Annotated in this window: 19 protein-coding genes; 5 read left to right on the forward strand and 14 right to left on the reverse strand. The window is 67.2% G+C overall.

The annotated features are described in order from the left end of the window. Window positions 1-100: 100 nt before the first annotated feature. From BMY06_RS07095 to BMY06_RS07105, 3 genes are all read right to left on the reverse strand, one after another. Window positions 101-886 (reverse strand): alpha/beta fold hydrolase, encoded by a 786-nt coding sequence (locus tag BMY06_RS07095; protein WP_065060680.1) that lies wholly within the window; start codon window positions 884-886, stop codon window positions 101-103. A gap of 213 nt (window positions 887-1,099) precedes the next feature. Beyond that, on the reverse strand, window positions 1,100-2,173 hold the full coding sequence (gene mreB, locus BMY06_RS07100) for a rod shape-determining protein (RefSeq protein ID WP_065060679.1): 1,074 nt from the start codon (window positions 2,171-2,173) through the stop codon (window positions 1,100-1,102). Window positions 2,174-2,566: 393 nt separating this feature from the next. Then, complete coding sequence (locus tag BMY06_RS07105; RefSeq protein ID WP_065060678.1) at window positions 2,567-3,214, reverse strand: alpha/beta hydrolase; 648 nt, start codon at window positions 3,212-3,214, stop codon at window positions 2,567-2,569. A gap of 430 nt (window positions 3,215-3,644) precedes the next feature. On the opposite strand from BMY06_RS07105, the gene BMY06_RS07115 reads away from it, so the two are divergent. Genes BMY06_RS07115 through BMY06_RS07130 form a run of 4 tightly spaced genes read left to right on the forward strand, consistent with a single transcriptional unit; the run spans window position 3,645 to window position 6,459 of the window. Beyond that, window positions 3,645-4,328, forward strand: a complete 684-nt coding sequence (locus BMY06_RS07115; protein ID WP_065060677.1) for a YdcF family protein — start codon at window positions 3,645-3,647, stop codon at window positions 4,326-4,328. 19 nt (window positions 4,329-4,347) lie between these two features. Then, entirely contained in the window at window positions 4,348-5,496 is a 1,149-nt protein-coding gene (locus tag BMY06_RS07120; RefSeq protein WP_074982660.1) for an MGDG synthase family glycosyltransferase, read from the forward strand. After that, entirely contained in the window at window positions 5,493-6,008 is a 516-nt protein-coding gene (locus tag BMY06_RS07125; protein WP_074982340.1) for a hypothetical protein, read from the forward strand. The genes BMY06_RS07120 and BMY06_RS07125 overlap by 4 nt, the downstream gene beginning before the upstream one ends. Then, window positions 5,995-6,459 carry a tyrosine-protein phosphatase gene (locus BMY06_RS07130; RefSeq protein WP_074982342.1) on the forward strand — a complete coding sequence of 155 codons (465 nt, stop codon included), beginning with the start codon at window positions 5,995-5,997 and terminating at the stop codon, window positions 6,457-6,459. Before BMY06_RS07125 ends, BMY06_RS07130 begins: the two co-directional genes overlap by 14 nt. A 12-nt stretch (window positions 6,460-6,471) precedes the next feature. Here BMY06_RS07130 and BMY06_RS07135 read toward each other — a convergent pair whose 3' ends face one another. The 9 genes from BMY06_RS07135 to BMY06_RS07175 all read right to left on the reverse strand — a co-directional run bounded on the left by BMY06_RS07135 (window position 6,472) and on the right by BMY06_RS07175 (window position 15,645). Next, entirely contained in the window at window positions 6,472-7,527 is a 1,056-nt protein-coding gene (locus BMY06_RS07135; protein WP_074982343.1) for a GntR family transcriptional regulator, read from the reverse strand. Window positions 7,528-7,546: 19 nt separating this feature from the next. Continuing rightward, on the reverse strand, window positions 7,547-8,761 hold the full coding sequence (locus BMY06_RS07140; protein ID WP_074982662.1) for an ABC transporter substrate-binding protein: 1,215 nt from the start codon (window positions 8,759-8,761) through the stop codon (window positions 7,547-7,549). A 77-nt stretch (window positions 8,762-8,838) separates the two neighbouring features. After that, window positions 8,839-9,939: a CobW family GTP-binding protein gene (locus tag BMY06_RS07145; RefSeq protein WP_074982345.1), complete on the reverse strand. Its 1,101-nt coding sequence runs from the start codon at window positions 9,937-9,939 to the stop codon at window positions 8,839-8,841. Continuing rightward, window positions 9,936-10,235 (reverse strand): hypothetical protein, encoded by a 300-nt coding sequence (locus BMY06_RS07150; RefSeq protein WP_065060717.1) that lies wholly within the window; start codon window positions 10,233-10,235, stop codon window positions 9,936-9,938. The genes BMY06_RS07145 and BMY06_RS07150 overlap by 4 nt, the downstream gene beginning before the upstream one ends. 74 nt (window positions 10,236-10,309) lie before the next feature. Then, window positions 10,310-11,068, reverse strand: a complete 759-nt coding sequence (locus tag BMY06_RS07155; protein WP_065060672.1) for an SDR family NAD(P)-dependent oxidoreductase — start codon at window positions 11,066-11,068, stop codon at window positions 10,310-10,312. Window positions 11,069-11,147: 79 nt separating this feature from the next. Beyond that, the gene (locus tag BMY06_RS07160; protein ID WP_074982347.1) at window positions 11,148-11,903 is read right to left on the reverse strand and encodes an SDR family NAD(P)-dependent oxidoreductase; all 756 of its coding nucleotides are present in this window, start codon (window positions 11,901-11,903) and stop codon (window positions 11,148-11,150) included. A gap of 29 nt (window positions 11,904-11,932) precedes the next feature. Continuing rightward, complete coding sequence (locus tag BMY06_RS07165) at window positions 11,933-13,270, reverse strand: MFS transporter (protein WP_065060670.1); 1,338 nt, start codon at window positions 13,268-13,270, stop codon at window positions 11,933-11,935. 83 nt (window positions 13,271-13,353) lie between these two features. After that, window positions 13,354-14,238, reverse strand: coding sequence for a polysaccharide deacetylase family protein (locus BMY06_RS07170; protein WP_065060669.1), 885 nt, complete (start codon window positions 14,236-14,238; stop codon window positions 13,354-13,356). Between the two features lie 18 nt (window positions 14,239-14,256). After that, a complete protein-coding gene (locus BMY06_RS07175; protein ID WP_208490368.1) occupies window positions 14,257-15,645 on the reverse strand; it encodes an amidase family protein in 1,389 nt (462 codons plus the stop codon). Window positions 15,646-15,887: 242 nt separating this feature from the next. Here BMY06_RS07175 and BMY06_RS07180 point away from each other — a divergent pair, with 242 nt between their 5' ends. Continuing rightward, window positions 15,888-17,468: a DHA2 family efflux MFS transporter permease subunit gene (locus tag BMY06_RS07180; protein WP_074982349.1), complete on the forward strand. Its 1,581-nt coding sequence runs from the start codon at window positions 15,888-15,890 to the stop codon at window positions 17,466-17,468. Window positions 17,469-17,480: 12 nt separating this feature from the next. On the opposite strand, the gene BMY06_RS07185 is transcribed toward BMY06_RS07180, so the two are convergent. Beyond that, complete coding sequence (locus tag BMY06_RS07185) at window positions 17,481-18,725, reverse strand: NAD(P)/FAD-dependent oxidoreductase (RefSeq protein WP_074982351.1); 1,245 nt, start codon at window positions 18,723-18,725, stop codon at window positions 17,481-17,483. A 31-nt stretch (window positions 18,726-18,756) separates the two neighbouring features. Further along, a complete protein-coding gene (locus BMY06_RS07190) occupies window positions 18,757-19,575 on the reverse strand; it encodes an ABC transporter substrate-binding protein (protein WP_074982666.1) in 819 nt (272 codons plus the stop codon). Between the last annotated feature and the right edge of the window lie 143 nt (window positions 19,576-19,718).

Below are 19,718 nucleotides of genomic sequence, written 5' to 3' on the forward strand. Positions count from 1 at the left end.
AGGATTCCGATCTGAATCGGCGGATGCGAAAACGGCCGCGCAATGCGGCCGTTCGTGTTTTCCGCGAGGCGCCGGCGTGACGCCGGCGCGGCGCTGAAACTCAGCGCCCGTGCCCGCTCGCGAAGTGATCGACGAGATCGTTGAACGCGCCGGGACGCGCGAGATTCATGCCGTGCGACGCGCCTTCGACCGTCGCGCGACGCGCATCGGGCATCCACTCTTCAAGCGCCGCCGCCGCGCGCTGGAACATCTGCGGGCTCAATTCGCCGTCGATCAGCAGCACGGGGCACGTCACCTCGGCGGCCTCTTCGCGCGTGTACGCGGCGAGCGGGTCGAGGAACTGCGGGCCGAGCGTGTGCGCGTTGTCGGTCGCCATCTGGCGGAACGACTGCGTGCTCTTGCCCCAGAAACCGGGACGGCTCACCGAGTCGACAAACAGTTCGAGACCGCCGTTCACGTCGCCGGACTCGATCAGCTGCACCGCACGGGCGCGCAGCGCGTTGACGGTTTCCGGCAGCTTCGCGAGGCTCTGCCCCGGCATCTGCACCGGACCGCCGGGATCGGCGAGCATCAGGCTTTGCAGATGATCCCGATAGCGGCGGGCGAAGTGATACGCGACCGAGCCGCCGCGCGAATGGCCGATCACGTGCGCGGGACCGGCACCCAGGGCGTCGATGAACTGCGCGATCTCGTCGGCGTGACGGCTCCAGCTAAACGGCTGGTCGGGCGTGGGCGCGGCCGCGGGCCAGTAGTGCGTGAGGCTCACGGAGACGCAGCGGTAGTGCTCGGAGAGCCCCGACATCTGCGGCTGCCAGTAGCGGTAATCGCACAGCGACCCGTGGATGAAGAGGAGCAATTCGCCCTCGCCGCGTTCGACATACGGCATGGGCTGCCCGCCGGGGAGTTCGACAAACGACCCGGGAGCGGGAAAAACGGCTTGATTCACGGCTGGATGATATGGAGACGACAAACCGGCTGCGCGTGCGCGTCAGCATGCGCAAAACGTGCGGCGCGCCGGGAAAGGCGCGTATTGTCGCACGTCGGCCCGCCGCGCGTGAGGAGTGACCTGGGCGACGCGCCGGCCGGGGCGCGCAAAGGCTCAGTCGTGGCCGTGGAAGTCCGGCTGGCCGGCCTCGACGGCACCCGCCGCCGCCGCGCCCGCGCCGCGCACGGCGCAGGAAAGCGGCTCGTCGGCGATACGCACGCGCACGCCCAGTTCGGCCTGCAGACACTGATCGAGGCGGCCCAGCAGCGCGCCGCCGCCGGTCAGCACGATGCCGGTGTCGGCGATATCGGTCACGAGTTCGGGCGGCGCGGTCTCGAACACCTGGCGCACCACGCCGATCACCTGGCGCAGCGGCATGGCGAGCGCATCAGCGATGTCTTCGCTCGTGACTTCGACGGTACGCGGCAGGCCGTCGTCGAGGCTGCGGCCCGTCGCGCGCAGGCGCTCGATAGGCTCGCCGCGCAACGCGCTGCCGATGGTCTTTTTCAGATGCTCGGCGGTCTGGTCGCCGATGATCACGCCGTACAGGCCGCGCACGTAGTCGATGATCGCGCGGTCGAACTGGTCGCCGCCCACGCGGATCGAGCCGCTGCAGGCCACCGCGCCGAGCGCGATCACGCCCACTTCGGTGGTGCCGCCGCCGATATCGACGACCATCGAGCCGGTCGAGGAGCCGACCGGCAGCCCCGCGCCCAGCGCCGCCGCCAGCGATTCGCCGATCAGGTTCACGCTCGCCGCGCCCGCCGAAAACGCCGCCTCGCGGATCGCGCGGCGCTCCACGCGCGTGGCCGCGCCCGGCACGCACACCGTGAAGGCCGGACGACGGCCGAACAGGCGGCGCGGCTGCGCCATCGCGACGAAGCGGCGCATCATGTGCTCGGCGGCCGAAAAGTCGGCGATCACGCCATGCACCAGCGGCTTCACGGTTTCGAGGTTCTGCGGCGCGCGGCCCACGAGCGCTTTCGCGTCGCGGCCGACGGCGGCGACCGTCGTTTCGCCGGCCTTGCCCAAGGCGCCGCCGCGCTCGAAGCAGACGACCGAGGGCTGATCGAGCACGATGCCCTCGTCCGCCGTATAGATCAGCGTGTTGGCCGTGCCGAGATCGAGCGCCACGTCGTGGCGGGACAGCTTGTGCAAAAAGGAAGAATGCCGCGCGGCTTGAGCCATGTCGTCTTGTCTGTATGGAGCGGCCCTGCCGGCGGACCGTTCCGGATCTTCAACCCGGTGTGCAGCCGTCAGAAACGAGCGTCGGCATCTCGTGGATACCGCCTGTCTGAAGGTCTGCGCGCGCTGTGAAACGCGATCGGGCACGTGGGGCCCCGTGGCCCACTGGCTCCTGTTAACGGCCAAGCCGGGCGAGACTTTAATCGCGCCAAAAATAACCCGGCAGCCTAATTCACAAATGTAAAGAAATGATGTCGGGCCGCCGCGACAGGCGGCCCGTTCCAGGCGAAACGTCAGCGCAATAGCGGCTGAATTCGTCTGCGGAATACGCGCCGTTTTCAGGCGCGATCCGCGCGATGTTTCGCGTCCGCGCATTGCACGCGAACGCGTGCGCGCTCAGGGCTGCAGTGCGCGCACCAACGCGTCGCGGCCGAGCATCGCGCCCTGTGCCGTAATCGTGTGACCCACGCCAGGCAAGGCATACGCGGCGACGGCGAAGCCCGCGTCGCTGAACGCCACGGCCGCGCGTTCGAGTTCCTGCACGGGAATCACTTCGTCGTCCTCGCCATGTACGAGCGTGATCGGCGTTTGGCTATGCGCCACGACCGGCGTCGACAGACGGCCCGCGAAAGCGACCACGGCGGCCGCGCCCTGCTCCTGCGTCGCCGTGTAATAAAGCGACATAATCGAGCCCTGCGAAAAGCCAACCAGCGCGAGTGCGTCGACGCCGAGGCCCCAATGCGCGAGTTCGTCGGCGAGACGTTTTTGCAGCACCGGCAGCGCCGCCGCGACGCGCGCGCCGCGATTCGTTTCGTTCACGTCGCGCAGACTGAACCACTGGCGGCCGCCGAAGCCGCCATCGAACGGCTCGCTGCCGTCGAGCGACGCGAACGCCACGCCGGGCAGCGCGTCGCGCCAGGCGTCGGCGAGCGGCACCAGATCGCGTGCGTTGCTGCCCACGCCGTGCAGCAGCACGACCAGCGCGCGCGGCGCGCCTTCGGCCGGCGCTAGACGCCAGCCGCCATCGAATTGTTCCCAGCTCATTGTTGCGATTCCCCTGTGAGCTTGATCGCCGGATGCATGCGCGGATCGCGAAGCGGGCGTCGCCCTTTGCGCGCCGCGCGCCAGCCGCAAGCATACGACGCCCGCGCGCGCGGCGTCGGCGAGTCGGGCGGACGAAAGGCGGCGGTAAGGTCGATGCCGGAATGTCGACGCGCGCGGACGCGGCCCGACACAGTTCGCCAGAATCGCGGCGCACCGGCACTTCGCGGCGCTACGCTGCGCCCGTGTGTTCGCGATCCGCGTGCGCCAGGCGCACTCCGCGCTCGTACCCCACAAGCGGCCGCCGCGCATCTCGCGTGGTATCGTTGCCGCCGCAGCCCACGTCGGCCGCGCAGCCAATGAACACCCGCACTCCAGCAAGGTTGTCATGACGCACACACACCGAAGACGGTCCCGCCTTCTTCGCCTTTGCATGCTGATCGGAATCGTCTGGGTCCTCGCCGCCCTCGCGATCGCGCTCTCGGGTCTTGCGACACCCGCAAAGCCGTCCGAACTCGGCGCGATCTTCGGCAACGGTCTCGAAGCCGACGGCACGCCCGCGAGACTGCTCGCCGAGCGGCTCGACGCGGGTCTCGACTGCTATCGCGCGGGCCGCTGCCAGCGGCTTTTCATCAGCGGCAGCCTCGACGGTCCGGGACTCGACGAAACGCTCGCCATGCAGAACTATCTGATTCAGCACGGCGTCGAGCCGCACGACATCGTCCCCGACCGCGCCGGCGACAACACGCTTGCGAGCGCCCAGCATCTCATAGCCTATATGCGCGAACGACATCTCGGCTCGGTCACGCTGGTCAGCCAGTACTACCACCTGCCGCGCGCCCGGCTCGCCGTCGCGCGCGCCGGCGGCGACGCGTTCGCGGTCTACGGCGTCTATCCGCGCACCTTCCACGTGCGCGATCTCTATTCGAGCTGGCGCGAAGTGCCCGCGTGGCTCGTTTACCGCGTGCGCCTCGGCGCGAATCCCGATGCACAGCCCGTGACGATCCGCCCGTTCCTGTCGATGTTCAACCTGATCCGCAGTCTGTTCACGGGCGAGGCCGCCGATGCGCCCACCGGCGCGCCCGGCCCGCCGTCCGTCCCTGCCTGGAAAACATGAAATGCACGACCTGCGTGAAATGAAGCGACCCGTGAAGAAACTGCTGGTGCTGAGCGTCAGCGCCGGTGCCGGCCATACGCGCGCGGCCGAAGCGATCAGCGCTTACGCCGCGACGCATCCGGCCGGTATCGAAGCGCTGCATCTCGACGTCATGGACTTCGTGCCGTCCACGTTCCGCAAGATCTACACCGACCTCTATCTCGCGCTGGTGCGCTCGCAGCCCGCCATCTGGAGCTATCTCTACCAGAAGACGGATCGCACCGATCCGGCCGCGCTCTCGCAGAAACTGCGCCGCGCCGTCGAGCGCCTGAACTGCCGCTCGCTGTTCGCCGAAATCGAGCAATGGCAGCCGGACGCTATCGTCTGCACGCATTTTCTGCCCGCCGAACTGCTCTCGCGCGAGATCCGCAAGACGCGTCTCGACGTGCCGGTCTGGGTGCAGGTCACCGATTTCGATCTGCACACGCTCTGGGTCGTCCCGCATCTGAGCGGCTATTTCGCGGCCAACGACGAAGTGGCGTGGCGCATGCGCACGCGCGGGCTGCCGCCGGACGCGATCCACGTGACCGGCATTCCCGTGATGCCGGCGTTCAGCCAGCCGCTCGACCGCGCCGAATGCGCGGCCTCGCTCGGCCTCGATCCGAAGCGCCGCACCTTGCTGATGATGTCGGGCGGCGCGGGACTCGGGCCGATGGATCAGCTCGCCACGCGTCTGCTCGACATGGACGGCGACTTCCAGCTGATCGCGCTCGCGGGCCGCAACCGCGACCTGCTGGCCGCGCTCGAAGAACAGGCGAAGGCGCATCCGGGCCGCCTGTTTCCGCACGGCTTCACGCGCGAAGTGGAACGCCTGATGGCCTGCTCGGACCTCGTCATCACGAAGCCCGGTGGCCTGACGACCTCCGAATGTCTCGCGATGAATCTGCCGATGCTGCTGAATTCGCCGATTCCCGGCCAGGAAGAGCGCAACGCCGACTTCCTGCTCGAACAAGGCGTGGCGCTCAAGGCCATCGACGACGACGCCCTCGCTTATCGCGTGCACACCTTGCTGCACGATCCCGCGAAGCTCGACGCGATGCGTCAGCGCAGCGTGCCGCTCGGACGTCCGCTCGCCGCGCGCACGGTGCTCGACCTCGTGACCGGCACCGGCAGCGGGGCCGCGGCATGACGCTCGCGCGATTCGTGCCCGCGCGCCGCACCGTCGTGCTGGTCGCGTGGGTCATGCTGCTCGCGTTCTTTTTCGCCAACGTCGAAATCCAGATCGAAGGCAGCGCGGGCTGGGCGGCGAATCTGCCGACGTGGCGCATCGAAAAGAGCTGGCTGCAGGACATATTCTGGGGCGGCCGCCCGATGACCGGCTATCACGCGTGGGTCTTTCCGTTCGTGGCGCTGTTCTTCCATCTGCCGCCGATCTTCAGCGCGCGCTGGTCGTGGCGCATCGAAGCTCGCCTGATCGCCTGCATCATGGTGTTCTGGATTACCGAGGATTTTCTGTGGTTCGTGCTGAACCCGGCGTTCGGACTCGCGCGATTCAAACCCGCCTTCGTGCCGTGGCACGTCCACTGGTTCGGCCCCGCGCCCACCGACTACTGGACCATGAGCGCCGTCGCGCTCGTGCTGTTCCAGTTGTCGCGCGGCTGGTGGCGCACTTCGAAAGACCCGTTCTATGGCCGTTCATAACCTGTTTCGCCTCACGCCCTCGCTGTTTCGCAGCGCGCGCCTTTCGCGCAAGGATGTCGCGCATCTGCAGGAACTTGGCGTGCGCAAGGTCATCAGCTTTCGCGCGTTTCATTCGGATCGCCGCATTCTCGCGGGCTCCGGCATCGCCACGCTGCGCATTCCGATCAACACCTGGAATATCCGCGATCGCGACATGCTCGCCGCGCTGCGCGTGCTGCGCCACGCCGAACGCGACGGCCCGATCCTCGTGCATTGCCAGCACGGCGCCGATCGCACCGGCCTCGTCTGCGCGCTGTATCGCATCGTCTATCAGGACTGGACGCGCGAAGCCGCGCTCGACGAACTGCTCAACGGCGGCTTCGGTTTTCATGCGATCTGGCAGAACATCCGCCGCTATCTGACCGAAGTCGATATCGATCGTCTACGCCGCGAACTCGGCAAACACCCCTGAAAACAAGGGGTTTTATGCGAGCCGCTGCATATACGGCGGCAGCGCGGGCTCGGGCAGCACCGCCAGCACCTTCAGACGTTGGAGCGTGCGTTTCTGGCCGCGTTCGAGATGCACGGCCAGCGCTTGCGACGCGCGCTGGAACTCGCCGTCGCGCAACGCTTCGAGCACGCTGCGATGTTCGATCAGCATGCCGTTGTCAGGATGCAGATTGAACGCGTCGTAGAAGGCGTGATTCACCGTCAGCGGCATATGCGCGCCGGTGATCGTCGCGAGCAGTTTGCGGTTCGGCGCATGGCGCAGGCAATCGACGTGCAGATCCGTTTCGAGCCGATACAGCGCGGCGGCGTCGACGGAATCCGGATCGGCGATGGCGTCGGCCAGACGCGCGAGCGCCGCTTCGATGCGCTCGCGCGGCAGCGACGGCGCGCTCGCGAGCAACGCGGCCGGTTCGAGCAGCAGGCGCAGTTCGTAATCCTGCGCGACCGCGCGCGCGGTGAGCGGCCCGCACAACCAGTGCGAATACGCCGATTTCTCGACGAGACCCACATCGCGCAAACGCGTCAGCGCCTCGCGGATCGCGCCGCGGCTCACGCCGAAATGCTGCGCGGCGAGCGTTTCGTCGATACGAAAATGCCCGAACACGACGCCCAGCGAAATGGCCGCTTCGAGCGCGTCGTAGATGCGTTCGCTGGTCGAGGGAATGTCGAGCGGCGCGGGCGGTTCGTCGAAACCGAGCGCGGCTTCCGAAAGCGGCGCGCGCAGCGGTTCGGGCACGCTGCCGTCGGAATGCGCGACGAGATAGCCGCGTCCGTCGAAGGTATGCAGCAGACCGCCCGCATGCAGCATTTCGAAGGCTTTGCGCACCGGCACGCGGCTCGTGCCGAACATGCGCGCAACCGGCCCTTCGAGCAGCACGAGCCCGGGCGCGATCTTGCCGAGCGCGATCGCGCTCTTCAACTGGTCGTGAATCAGCCGGTAACGCAGGCGGCTGTCCGCGTTGGTTTCGGGTAGGTCCGCCGCTGGTGTGAGGGCGTGCTCTGGCTGGGTGGCGCGTGAGCGTTTCGTCATCGTTGCTTTGCTGGCGCCGTCACGACCGCATGAATTCGGTCCACCGGCGCACCAGATAATTGTGCTCGTCCATCACCGAGTTCCACACGGCAATGCGGCCCATGCGCGACAGATAATCGCCGCCATCGCGGCGCTGCCCCATGCGCACGAGATGACGCGTGGTCGGCCCCGGCAGCTCCGCCGCCGCGGGGGCACCATCGTACCAGTATGCCCACTCGGCGTCGTCGAGCTGCGCACGCGCGCGCGCCGGATTCGACATGTAATAGCCCTGCCGCGCCATCGTCGCGCCGGCCCAGCCGTCGAGCCACCAGTTCAGGTACTCGTAGGCGGCGTCGAGCACGCGGCCATGCGCGGTGCGCGAGATCGACATGCCGCCGAACCACGCGCGATAGCCTTCCTTCGGGCACGCGAGGCGAAAGTGCAATCCGGCGCGTTCGAGTTCGATCGTGGCCGGCGACCAGATGCTCTGGATCGCGACCTTGTTGGCGATCATCAGATCCGCGGCCTCGGCAAAGGTCGACCAGAAACCGGCGAAATGGCCGCGCCGCTTGTAGTCGACGAGCACGCCGATCAGCGCGTCGATTTCCTCGATGCTCAGATTGCCGATGTTCTCGAAACGCATGAGCCCGCTGGCCTCCACGGCGAGCGCGGCGTCGATCGCGCCGATCGCCGCGTCGGCTTGCAAGGCGACGCGACCCGCCAGTTCGGGCGCGAGCAGCCACGCCCAGCTTTCCTCCCCGTTGCGCAGCGAAGGCGGCAATGCGTCTTCGAGATAGACGAAGCTGTCGGCGTTGTGCGTGAGCGGCAACATGCTGATGCGCTCGCTCGGCTCGCGCGAGAGCGAGTTGTCGGGCTGCACGAAGAGGCGGTCGGCGGGCACGCTGCCCGCGTTGCATATCGTGGCGGTCGTGCCCGCGGCGGCAGCGCTCGAACCCGGCGGCACGTCGATACGTCCCGTGCGCGCCAGCCCGTTCACTTCGTTCCAGCGCGCGATGCGTGTCGTGTCGATCGGTTGCAGCGCATGCGCGGGCCACAGGCAATCGATGCTGTGAATCCACTGGTCGTAGATTTCATAGCGCTCGGGATGCATAACGCCGTGACGCTGCACGTCGAGTCCATCTTCGACGATGAAGCGCAGCTTGATGCCGAGGTCCTGTTCGGCGCGCTTGCGGATATGCTCGCGCAGCGTCACCGACGTGCCGAGCACGCGCAGTTCGACCTTCGAGGGATGCACGGCGGGCGCGCGCGGCGCCGCGGCGTTCGCGTTGGCCGGATGGGCGCCCGATCTGGCAGTGCGGGAAGTGACGGGATTCAAGTCGGGACGTCGGCGTGATGTAGATGCGCATGAAAGCGCCGGTAAGACGCCATGATAGCGTCTTGCGAGAGACCGTCGGTGATGAAGACGAGGCGCGTCGAACGCTCGGCGTCGGGCCACGCGTCGAGATGCAGGACCGGATGCACGAGGTGATGCACGGCATGCAGCACCACGGGCAGATCGCTGCCCTCGAGCGCGAGCACGCCCTTCACGCGCAGGATGCGTTCGCCGTGACGGTTGAGCAGCATCGTGAGCCAGAGCGTGAACACGGCCCAGTCGAGCGGTTCGTCGAAACGCGCGCAGAACGCTTCGATGCGCGCGAGTTCGGCTTCGTGCGCGGTGGGGTTTGCTTCAGGGTTTGCTTCAGGGCTTTCTGCCGACTCCGCGCGCACGACGCCTGCGAGACGCAACGCGCGCGTCGCCCCGCCCACGCGCGACGCGGCGTGCATGGCGGCCTGCAGCGGGTCCGCAACGGGCGCGCCCAGCACGTCCTCCAGCTGCGCATGCGGCGCTTGCGCATCGCGCAGATGCACCTGCGCGGCAGGATTGAGCGCCTGCAATTCACCGATCAGCGCCTCGACACCGGCGGCGTCGGCGAGATCGGTTTTCGTCACCAGAAAACGGTCGGCGGCGCTCACCTGCGCGAGCCATTCGGGATGCGCGGCGCGTTGCGTGCGCGCGTTCACGGCGTCGACCACGGTGAGCGTGGCCGCCAGCGTGTAGTGGCTCGCGAGCACGGCGTCGCCGAGCAGCGTCGCGATGATCGGCGCGGGCGTGGCCAGCCCCGTCGTCTCGACGATCACGCGCGAAAACGGCGGCGTCTCGCCCCGCGCGCGCCGCGAGAACAGCATCGCGAGCGCTTCTTTCATTTCGCCGCGCATCGCGCAGCACAGGCAGCCGTTGTCGAGCAGCACGGTTTGCGGCCCGACCTCGCCCATCAGCAGATGATCGAGCCCGACCGCGCCGAACTCGTTGACGAGCACGGCCGTATCGCGCGCGCGTTCGCCCGTGAGCGCGTCGGCGATCAAGGTGGATTTGCCGCTGCCGAGAAAACCCGTGACGAGCGTGACGGGCAACACATCGTAGGCGAGGCTCATGCGGCACGCTCGTCAGCGTCGTCGAACAGCGCGAGCGGATCGAGCGGACGCCCGAGCATTTTTTCGGCCGCGCGCCAGACCTGCATGAAGTCGCTGACGATTTCCTGCGCGCCCGTGGGCGACGCGAGCACGAACGACTGACCATGAAAATCGGCGAGCGTGAGCCGGAACGGCCGCAGCACGCGATTGGCCAGCGCAACCTGCGCGTAACGATGCCGCCGAGCGCCCGCCTCCGCACCCGCCGTTGCATTCGACCAATGACGCCCGCCGCCGAGCACGCCGCACATTCCACACATTGCCTGACCTCGCTTGCCTTGCTTGAACTGCCTTGCTTGTACTGCTTTCGTGGCCTCGATCGCCGCTTCGCCCATCAGGGCATCACGTCGCCGGAATTCGGGCCGAGCGTCTGGCCCACGAACAGATTGCCGCCCGGATCGGACGCGAGCAGCACGGCCACGGGCGCGACTTCCTCCACACGGCCGAAGCGGCGCAACGGCAATTCCGCCGACTTCGCCTCCTTCCACGCGGCGCTGATGCCGTCGACGAGCGGCGTCTCGATCGGCCCCGGCGCGATGGCGTTGACCAGCACGTTCTGCGGCGCGACCTCGATGGCGAGCGACTTCGTGAAGCCGATCACGCCCGCCTTCGCCGCCGAGTAATGGCACAGCTCCGCGCCGCCCTTGATGCCCAGTTGCGAGGCCACATTGATCACGCGGCCCCACTTCTGCGCGAGCATCGCAGGCAGCGCACGGCGCGTGCAGAGAAACACGCTGCGCAGATCGACGCGCATCATATCGTCCCACATCTGCGTGGTGAGATCCACGCAGCGCGCCTGCGTCAGCATGCCCGCATTGTTGACGAGAATGTCGATGCCGCCGAACGCGCCGATACAGCGATCGACGATCGCGTTCGCGGACGCCTCCTGCCCCACGTCGGCGGTGACGGTTTCGACCTGCGCGCCGAGCGCGCGGCACGCGTCGGCCTGCGCTTCGAGGCGCATGGTGTCGAGGTCGGCGAGCACGAGGCGCGCGCCGGCCTGCGCATAGGCACGCGCAATCGCGGCGCCGATGCCGCTCGCCGCGCCGGTGACGACCGCGCGGCGGCCGTCGAGTGAAAACGCTTGAGTCATGGTGTCGATGTCCTTCTACCTGCGTGTGTGTGCTTGCGTGTGCGTGTTTGCACGTGTATCGCGAATGACGCGACGCGCGTCAGCCCGGCCAGCGCACCGTGAGGCCGCCGTCCGCGACGATCGCCTGGCCCGTGATGTACGAGGCGTCGTCGCTGGTCAGGAAGCGAATGAGACGCGCGATCTCGTCGGGCCGTCCCACGCGCTTGAGCGGAATGCCGGCGGCGGCTTCGCGCAGACCTTGAGGTCCGAGCGAATTGACCGCGTCAAGCGATTGCGGCGTCTCGATCAGCCCCGGAATCACGGCGTTGCAGCGGATGTTGCGCGGCGCGAGTTCCATCGCGACGGCGCGGCACAAACCGGGCACGCCCGCCTTCGCCGCCGCGTAATGCACGTGGTTTTCCCAGCCGTACACGCCGCCCGCAATCGACGACACCGCGACCATCGCGCCGCCGTCGGCCATATGACGCGCGGCCGCGCGGAACGTGCGCATCACGCCCGTGAGATCGACGTCGAGCATCTCGTGCCATTGCTCGTCGCGCATCTCGGTGAGCGGCGCGGCGCGCAGCAGGCCCGCGTTGGCGACCGCGTAATCGAGGCGGCCGAAACGCCCGAGCGCGACTTGCGCGAACGCCTCGACCTCCTCCGCCGAGGTCACGTTCACCGGCTGCATCAGGCACTGTCCGCCCACGGCTTCGACCGCGTGCGCCGTGGCCTGCGGGTCGTGCGGATCGCCCGGAAAATAGCCGCCGACGACGGCCACGCCGGCCTGTGCGTAAGCGACGGCGAGCGCCTGGCCAATGCCGCTCGCGGCGCCGGTAACGAGTGCGACTTTCACGTTTGACTCTCCTTGAATGGGGGGTGGCGTTACTGCACGCCGTCCGGCGTCACGTGCTTCGCGAACAGCACGAGCAGGCCGGAAAGAAAGCACGGCAGCGCGCCGAACCAGAGCGCGGCATGCAACCAGTCGCTGCCTTGATTGAGCAGCGTGGTCACGCCGATGCCCGCGAGAATCGCGCCGATCGGACCCATCGCGTGCACGATCGAGCTGCCCGTGCCGCGAATCGCCGTCGGATAGCTTTCGCCGATGAAAAACAGCGCCGCCGAATACGGACCGATCAGAAAGAACAGGCCGAGGCTGTAGAGCGCGACGACCATGCCCGTGCTGCTCGGTCCCAGCAGCATGGCCGCGAAAGCGAGACCGCCGAGCATCCAGCCGATGGCGAGCGTATTGCGGCGGCCGATGCGATCGCCAATCCAGCCGTGCGTGAGATAACCGCAATAACCGATCACATTAGAGAGCACGAGAATCAGCAGCGAGCTTTCGAACGAGACGTTGTGCACGCGCGTGAGCACCGTGGTGCCGAGCACGCTGAACACCTGGATCGCCGACCAGTTCAGCAGAATGCCGCCGCCCAACACCAGCGTGGCGCGCAGCGCGCTGCCGCGAAACGCCTGCGCGATGCCCGCGCGGCTGTGCTCCTCGTAATCGACGCGATGTTCGCCCGCAAGCGTGCGCGCCTCGCCGTCACGACCGGTTTCGCGCAGCACGCGAATCTGCTTGTGCAGCAGGAATTGCGGGCTTTCCTTGAGGCGGCGCGTCATGAAGAAAATGACGATGGCGGGAAACGTCGCGAAGATAAAGCAGCCTTGCCAGCCGATGCGCGGCAGCAGCAGCGCCGTGAGCGCCGAAGCGAGCAGCGCCCCGATCGGCCAGCCGCCCTGCACGAGGCTGTAAATGAAGCCCTTGCGCTTGTTGAGCTTCGGGTCGTTGGCCGCCGCGTAGAGTTCGTTCAGATAGGTCGCGTTGACGGTTTCCTCGGCATAACCGAGGCCCGAAAGCGAACGGATCAGCACCAGCGGCACCTGCCCCATCGCGCCGCCCACGACGGTCAGGCCCGAGCACACGGCCGCGCCCGCGACGGTCCACAGCAGGCCCGCGCGACGGCCGAGACGGTCGAGCACCGGACCGATCGCGAACGCGATCACCGCGGTGCCGACGGCCACGAGCGTCGCGATTTCGGCCTGCGCGGCGGCATCCCAGTTGTAATGACGGCCGATCTCGGGCAACAGCGTGCCGAACAGAATGAAATCGTAGACGGCGAAAACCCACGCGAAGAACGCGACGACGGTCGCCCGCTTCACGTCGCCCGGCAGGATCTTCTCGAGTTTGAAGCCCGAGGCGGATAGCGGATTCTCTTGCATCGTTCGCACTCCTTCAGATAGGTGTGGCATGGAGGTTATGGTTGTATAAGCGCGCGACGCATGCCGCGCGCGGGTCGAAACAATCAGCCCTTATTGCGCGGATTGCGCTTCAGGAAATCGTCGGCGATTTCATCGCAGGTGCAAAAGCGCACGCCTTCGTGCGACTTGAAATGCGCGATCAGGCGTTCGAGCATCAACAGCACCTGCGGGCGGCCCGACACGTCCGGATGGATCGTGATCGGAAACACCGCGTAATCGTGCTCGCGATACACCCAGTCGAACTGGTCGCGCCACATCTGCTCGATGTCGCGCGGATTCACGAAACCGTGGCTGTTCGGCGACTTCTTGATGAACATCATCGGCGGCAGATCGTCGAGATACCAGTTCGCGGGGACTTCGACGAGATCGGTTTCCTCGCCGCGCACGAGCGGCTTCATCCACGTATCCGGATGCTTGCTGTAGTCGATCTTCGTCCACGTATCGCCCACGCGCACGTAATACGGATGGAAGTCGTTGTGCATCAGGCTGTGGTCGTACTTGATGCCTTTTTTCACGAGCAGCGCGTTCGACACCGGGCTGAATTCCCACCACGGCGCGACGTAGCCGGTCGGACGGCGGCCCGAGAGTTGCGTGACGAGTTCGATGCTGCGGTCGAGCACGGCCTCTTCCTGTTCGGGCGTCATCGCGATCGGGTTTTCGTGGCTGTAGCCGTGAATGCCGATTTCGTGGCCTGCGTCCGCGACCGCTTTCATCTGTTCGGGAAACGTTTCGATCGAGTGGCCGGGGATGAACCACGTCGTCTTGATGCCTTCGCGCTCGAACAGCTTGAGCAGGCGCATCGAGCCGACTTCGCCCGCGAACAGGCCGCGCGAGATGTCGTCGGGTGAGTCCTCGCCGCCGTACGAGCCGAGCCAGCCCGCGACCGCGTCCACGTCGATGCCGAATGCGATCAGGATTTCCTTTGCCATATCGAATGCTCCTTGTTTTCAGTGCTGCGAGGAAAAAACCGCCTGCGCGGCTTCGGCCACGGCAAGCAGACGGTCGTCGTCGTTTTGCGCGCGCAACAGTTGCGCGCCGGTGGGCAGCCCCGCGTCGTCGCGGCCGCTGGGCAGCGCGACGGCGGGCGTATCGAGAAAACTGCCGGGCATGGTGAGCGCGAGCGTCGCGAGATTCACGCGCGCGAACAGATCGGCGTCGCGTTCGAGCGGCGCAAGCGCGGGCGCGACGTGCGGCACCGTGGGCAGCACGAGCGTGGCGTCGCCGAGTTCCTGCGCGAACGCGGCCAGCAGGTCCGCGCGGCGCGCGTGCAGTTCGGCCAGACGCGTGGCGCTCACGTTGCGGCTCGCTTCCAGCCGCGTGCGCACGCGCGCGTCGAGCCGCACCGCGTCGGGCGAATCGAGCAGCGAGCGGTAACGCGCGAACGCTTCGAGCGAGCCGATCCAGCCCAGCTCGCGAATCACGTCGCAGGCCGCGAGAAAACTCGCGGGCGTGCGCGTGTCGATCGTCGCGCCGGCGCGCGCGAGGCGGGCCACGAAGGTGTCGAGATTGCGCGCGACGGCGTCGCTCACGCCGAAGCGCGCGAGGCTGCGTTCGTCGTAAATGAAGCGCTGACCGCGCACATCCGGCAGCGGCGCGACGCGCGCGGCGCCGCGCAACAGCGCGTCGAAGTCGATGCAGTCGGTCACGTCGTGCGCGAGCGGGCCGGACGTATCGCAGGTCTGCGACAGCCCGGTCACGCCCTCGCCCGGATAGCGCGCGGTGCTGGCGCGATAGCCGGTCAGGCCGTTGAAGGCGGCGGGCACGCGGATCGAGCCCGCCGTGTCGGTGCCCATTGCGAGCGGCACGACGCCCGTGGCGACCGCGACCGCCGAACCGGACGACGACCCGCCGGGCGCGCGCGCGCCTTGCTCGCCGTCGAGCGCGGGATTCACCGGCGTGCCGAAATGCGGGTTGAGGCCGAGCCCCGAGTACGCAAGCTCGCTGAGATTGGTCTTGCCGATAGCGATCGCGCCGCCGCGCCGGGCCGCGGCCACGAGCGGCGCATCCACGGTCGCGGCGGCGCGCTCGCGGTAAATCTGCGCGGCCGCCGTGGTCACGCTGCCCGCGACGTCGAACAGATCCTTCCAGGCAAGCGGCACGCCGTCGAACGCCGACAGTGGCGCACCCGCGCGCCAGCGCGCCGCCGAGGCCCGCGCCGCATCGAGCGCGCCCGCTTCATCGACGCTGATGAACGCCGCGCCCGCACGCGACGCACGCGCGAGCGCCTCGCTCGCGACCTCGACGGGATCGGTCGCGCCCGCCTTGTACGCCGCCGCGATGGCGCGCGCCGTGATGTTCGAAGTACTGCCCGCCGCCGGGCGATCCTGCTCCGTCACTGTGTTTCCTCTTTCGATAAATGTATGTCGTTGACAACATACGTTTACGATGCAGGTGAACAAAAAAACGGCCTACCAGGGTTTTACCGGGGTATCGGCGTGTTTTTGTCCAGGAATGCAGAGGCGCCCAAAGTCCCTGCGCGGCATGGGTATTGCGATTGCGGTTATCCTTGCGCGTCATCCGGCCTGTCAGACGCCGGCACGCCGAAAGCCAGTCGTAACCGAATCCGCGGAGAAGACGCTTGAACCAGCCTGCCGTCTCAACCACGCCGGGCGCGCCGCCCGCGCCCCCGCCGCCACTAGAGGGCGGCAAGCTGATCCTCGCGACCGTCGCGGTCGCGCTGGCCACGTTCATGAACGTGCTCGACACCTCGATCGCCAACGTCGCCATTCCGACGATCTCCGGCGACCTCGGCGTGTCCGTCGACGAAGGCACGTGGGTCATCACCGTGTTCGCGGCGGCCAACGCGGTCTCGATCCCTCTGACCGGCTGGCTCACGCAGCGCTTCGGCCAGATCCGCCTGTTCGTCGCGTCGATTCTGTCGTTCGTGCTTGCCTCGTGGCTCTGCGGCATTGCGCCGACGCTGCCCTTCCTGCTCGTCGCGCGCGTGCTGCAAGGCGCCGTGGCCGGTCCGCTGATTCCGCTCTCGCAGGCCATCCTGCTCGGTTCATGGCCACGCGACAAATCCGCCACCGCGCTCGCCTTCTGGGCGATGACGACCACGGTCGGCCCGATCGCGGGCCCCGCGCTCGGCGGCTGGATCACCGACAGCTACAACTGGTCGTGGATCTTCTACATCAACATTCCGGTCGGCCTGTTCGCCGCCTCGATCACGTGGTCGATCTACCGGCAGCGCGAGTCGGCCACGCGCAAGCCGCCCATCGACATAGTGGGTCTCGGCCTGTTGATCGCGTGGGTCGCCTCGCTGCAGATCCTGCTCGACAAGGGCAAGGATCTCGACTGGTTTTCCTCGCCCGTGATCGTCGGGCTGGGGATCGTCGCGCTGATCAGCTTTGCGTTCTTTCTCGTCTGGGAATTGACCGAGGAACATCCGATCGTCGACTTACGATTATTCGGACAACGTAATTTCCTCGGCGGCACCGTGGCGATTTCAGTGGCGTACGGCGTGTTTTTCGGCAATCTCGTGCTCTTGCCGCAATGGATGCAGGAGTATCTGAATTACCGTTCCGTCGACGCGGGCCTCGTGACCGCGCCGCTCGGCATATTCGCGATGTTGCTCTCGCCCGTCGTGGGCCGCATCTTGCCGCGATCGGATGCGCGCGTGATCGCGACTTCGGCGTTCGTGCTGTTCGCGGTGGTGTTTTTCATGCGCTCGCGTTACGTAGTCGAGATCGACACGTTCCACCTCGTGTTGCCGACGCTGCTGCAAGGCGTGCCGATGGCGCTGTTCTTCGTGCCGCTCACGGCGATCATTCTCGCGGGGCAGCCGCCGCAACGCATTCCGGCGGCGGCGGGTCTGTCGAATTTCGTGCGCGTGTTTTGCGGCGCGGTGGGCACGTCGATTTCGACGAACGCGTGGAATAACCGTACGATCCTGCATCACGAACGGCTCACCGAACAGGCGAGCATCGACAATCCGCTGTTCCGGCAATCGATCGAGCAGACGCAGCAGGTGCTGCATCTGAGCGAGCCGTCGGCGCGCGCGTTATTCGATTTTCAGTTGACGACCCAGGCTGCGATGATGGGGCTGAACGATATTTTCTATATCTCGGCGATTATTTTTCTCGCGATCATTCCGCTTATCTGGATCACGAAATCGACGAAAGGCGGCGGTGGAGGCGGCGCGGCCGGCGCGCACTAATCACTGCCGCGATTACCCAAACCGCGCCGGCGAATACGGCGCGGGATCCGTAAACGGCGTCTCGCCCATTATCTGTTCCGCGAGCAGGCGCCCCGACACCGGCCCGAGCGTCAGGCCATGATGGTTGTGGCCGAACGCGAACCACAGACCCGCGTGACGCGGCGCGGGACCGAGCAGCGGACGCATGTCGGGCGTGCACGGACGCATGCCCATCCACGGCGTATCGTCCAGACGTTGCCCCAGCCCGAACACGGGACGCGCGTTGCGTTCCGCGTCGTCGAGTTGCGCGTAGTTCGGCGGCCGCTCGCGCGTGGCGAGTTCGACGCCGGTCGTGAGACGCAGACCGCGCCGCATCGGCGCGACCACATAACCGCCTTCGATATCGACCACGGGCCGCGTGAGCGGCGCGCGCGCCGCGCTCGCGTAGTGCATGTGATAGCCGCGCTTGGCCATCAGCGGCACGCGATAACCAAGCGGCGCGGTCACCGTATCGGACCACGGCCCCATCGCCACCACGGCGAGCTGCGCGTCGAGCGGACCGTCGTCGGTCTGCACGGACCAGCCGCCGCCCTGCGCGCGCAACGTGCGCGCATCGCCCTTCACGATCGCGCCGCCCTCGCGCTCGAACAGCGCGGCGTAGCCCTTCACCAGCGCGCCCGGATCGGCGACGCTGGCCGGATCGATCCAGTGAATCGCGCCCGCATAACCCGCCGCCAGCGACGGCTCCGCCGCACGCAAACCGGCGGCGTCGAACGTCTCGATACGCAGATGATGATCGGCCGCCACATGCTGCGCCGCCGCGCGTTCGCGCTCGAACGCCTCGGCCGAGCGATACGCCTCGAGCCAGCCGATCGGCCGCACGAGCGCGCGCAGATCGGTGCGCGCGACGAAGGCCTCATGCTCCGCGACGCTGCGCTCGATCAGCGGCAGCATGTCGCGCGCCGCGCCCGCCAGCCGCGCCGGCGACGACTCGCGCCAGAAGGTCGCGAGCCAGCGCGCGTAAGCGGGCATCGAGCGCAGGTCGTAGCGCAGCACCGTCGAGTCGTTGCGCACGAGACGCAGCAGCGTGCGCCAGTCGCGCGGAAAACCATACGGCACGACCGACGACGCCTCGATCAGCCCCGCGTTGCCGTGGCTCGTTTCCTCGCCGGGCGCGCGCCGGTCGACCAGCGCCACGCGCACGCCGCGCTGCTGCAAATGCAACGCCACACTCACGCCGACGATGCCCGCGCCGAGCACGATCGCGCTCTTGCTCATGCGATTCCTCTGGAGTCCGTATCGTTCAAAATTACTTCGCGACGATGTCGCGGCCAAAATACTTCATCGACAGCTTCGTGAGCGTGCCGTCCTTGCGCAGCGAATCGAGCGCCGCCACCACTTTGGCCTTGAGCGCCGCGTCGTTCTTGCGCAGACCGAAGCCCGTGCCCTCGCCCAGCGTGGCCGGGTCCTTGAGCGGCGCGCCCGCGAAATCGTAGTCCTTGCCTTGCGGCTTCGAGAGGAAACCGTCGGTGGCAGTCTGCACTTCCTGGACCGCGCCGTCCAGACGGCCCGCCGCGAGATCCGCGAAAATCTGGTCCTGATTCTCGTACGTGACGATCGACACGCCCTGCGGCGCCCAGTGCTTGCGCACGTAATCTTCCTGCGTCGAGCCTTGCAGCACGCCGATCTGCTTGCCCTTGAGGCTCGCGGGCGTGGGCTGCAAACCGGAGCCGCGCTTCGCGACCATCTGGATCGGCATGACGTAGACGGCCGGCGTGAAGTCGATCTGCTGACGACGCTTGTCCGTGATGTTCATCGCCGAATTGATGACGTCGAACTTGCGCGCCTCCAGCGCCGCGATCAGGCCGTCGAAACTGTTCTCGACCCACACGCACTTCACCTGCATGCGCTGGCACACGGCATTGCCGATGTCGATGTCGAAGCCCTGCAACTGGCCCGACGGCGCCTTGCTCTCGAACGGCGGATACGACGCCTCCACGCCGAAACGCAGCGTCTGCGGATCCTGCGCATGCGCCACGCCCGAACTCAGCGCGGTCGTGCCGAGCGCCGCGGCGAGCAGGCCGGCCAGTCCCGCCGCGCGCGCGCAGCGAATCGTCTTCGTGTTCATCGTCGTCATCCTTGGTCTCATGGGTCGGGCGGCGCGCCGCTGCGCAGGGTGCCTCGCACACGGCGCGTCCGCAGAACGAATATAGACGAAAAATCAAAATAAAGTCTAGAATGGACAAAAAAGTCCACCTCGACTTTCCCACC

Source organism: Paraburkholderia tropica (assembly GCF_900109265.1).
Lineage (GTDB): Bacteria > Pseudomonadota > Gammaproteobacteria > Burkholderiales > Burkholderiaceae > Paraburkholderia > Paraburkholderia tropica.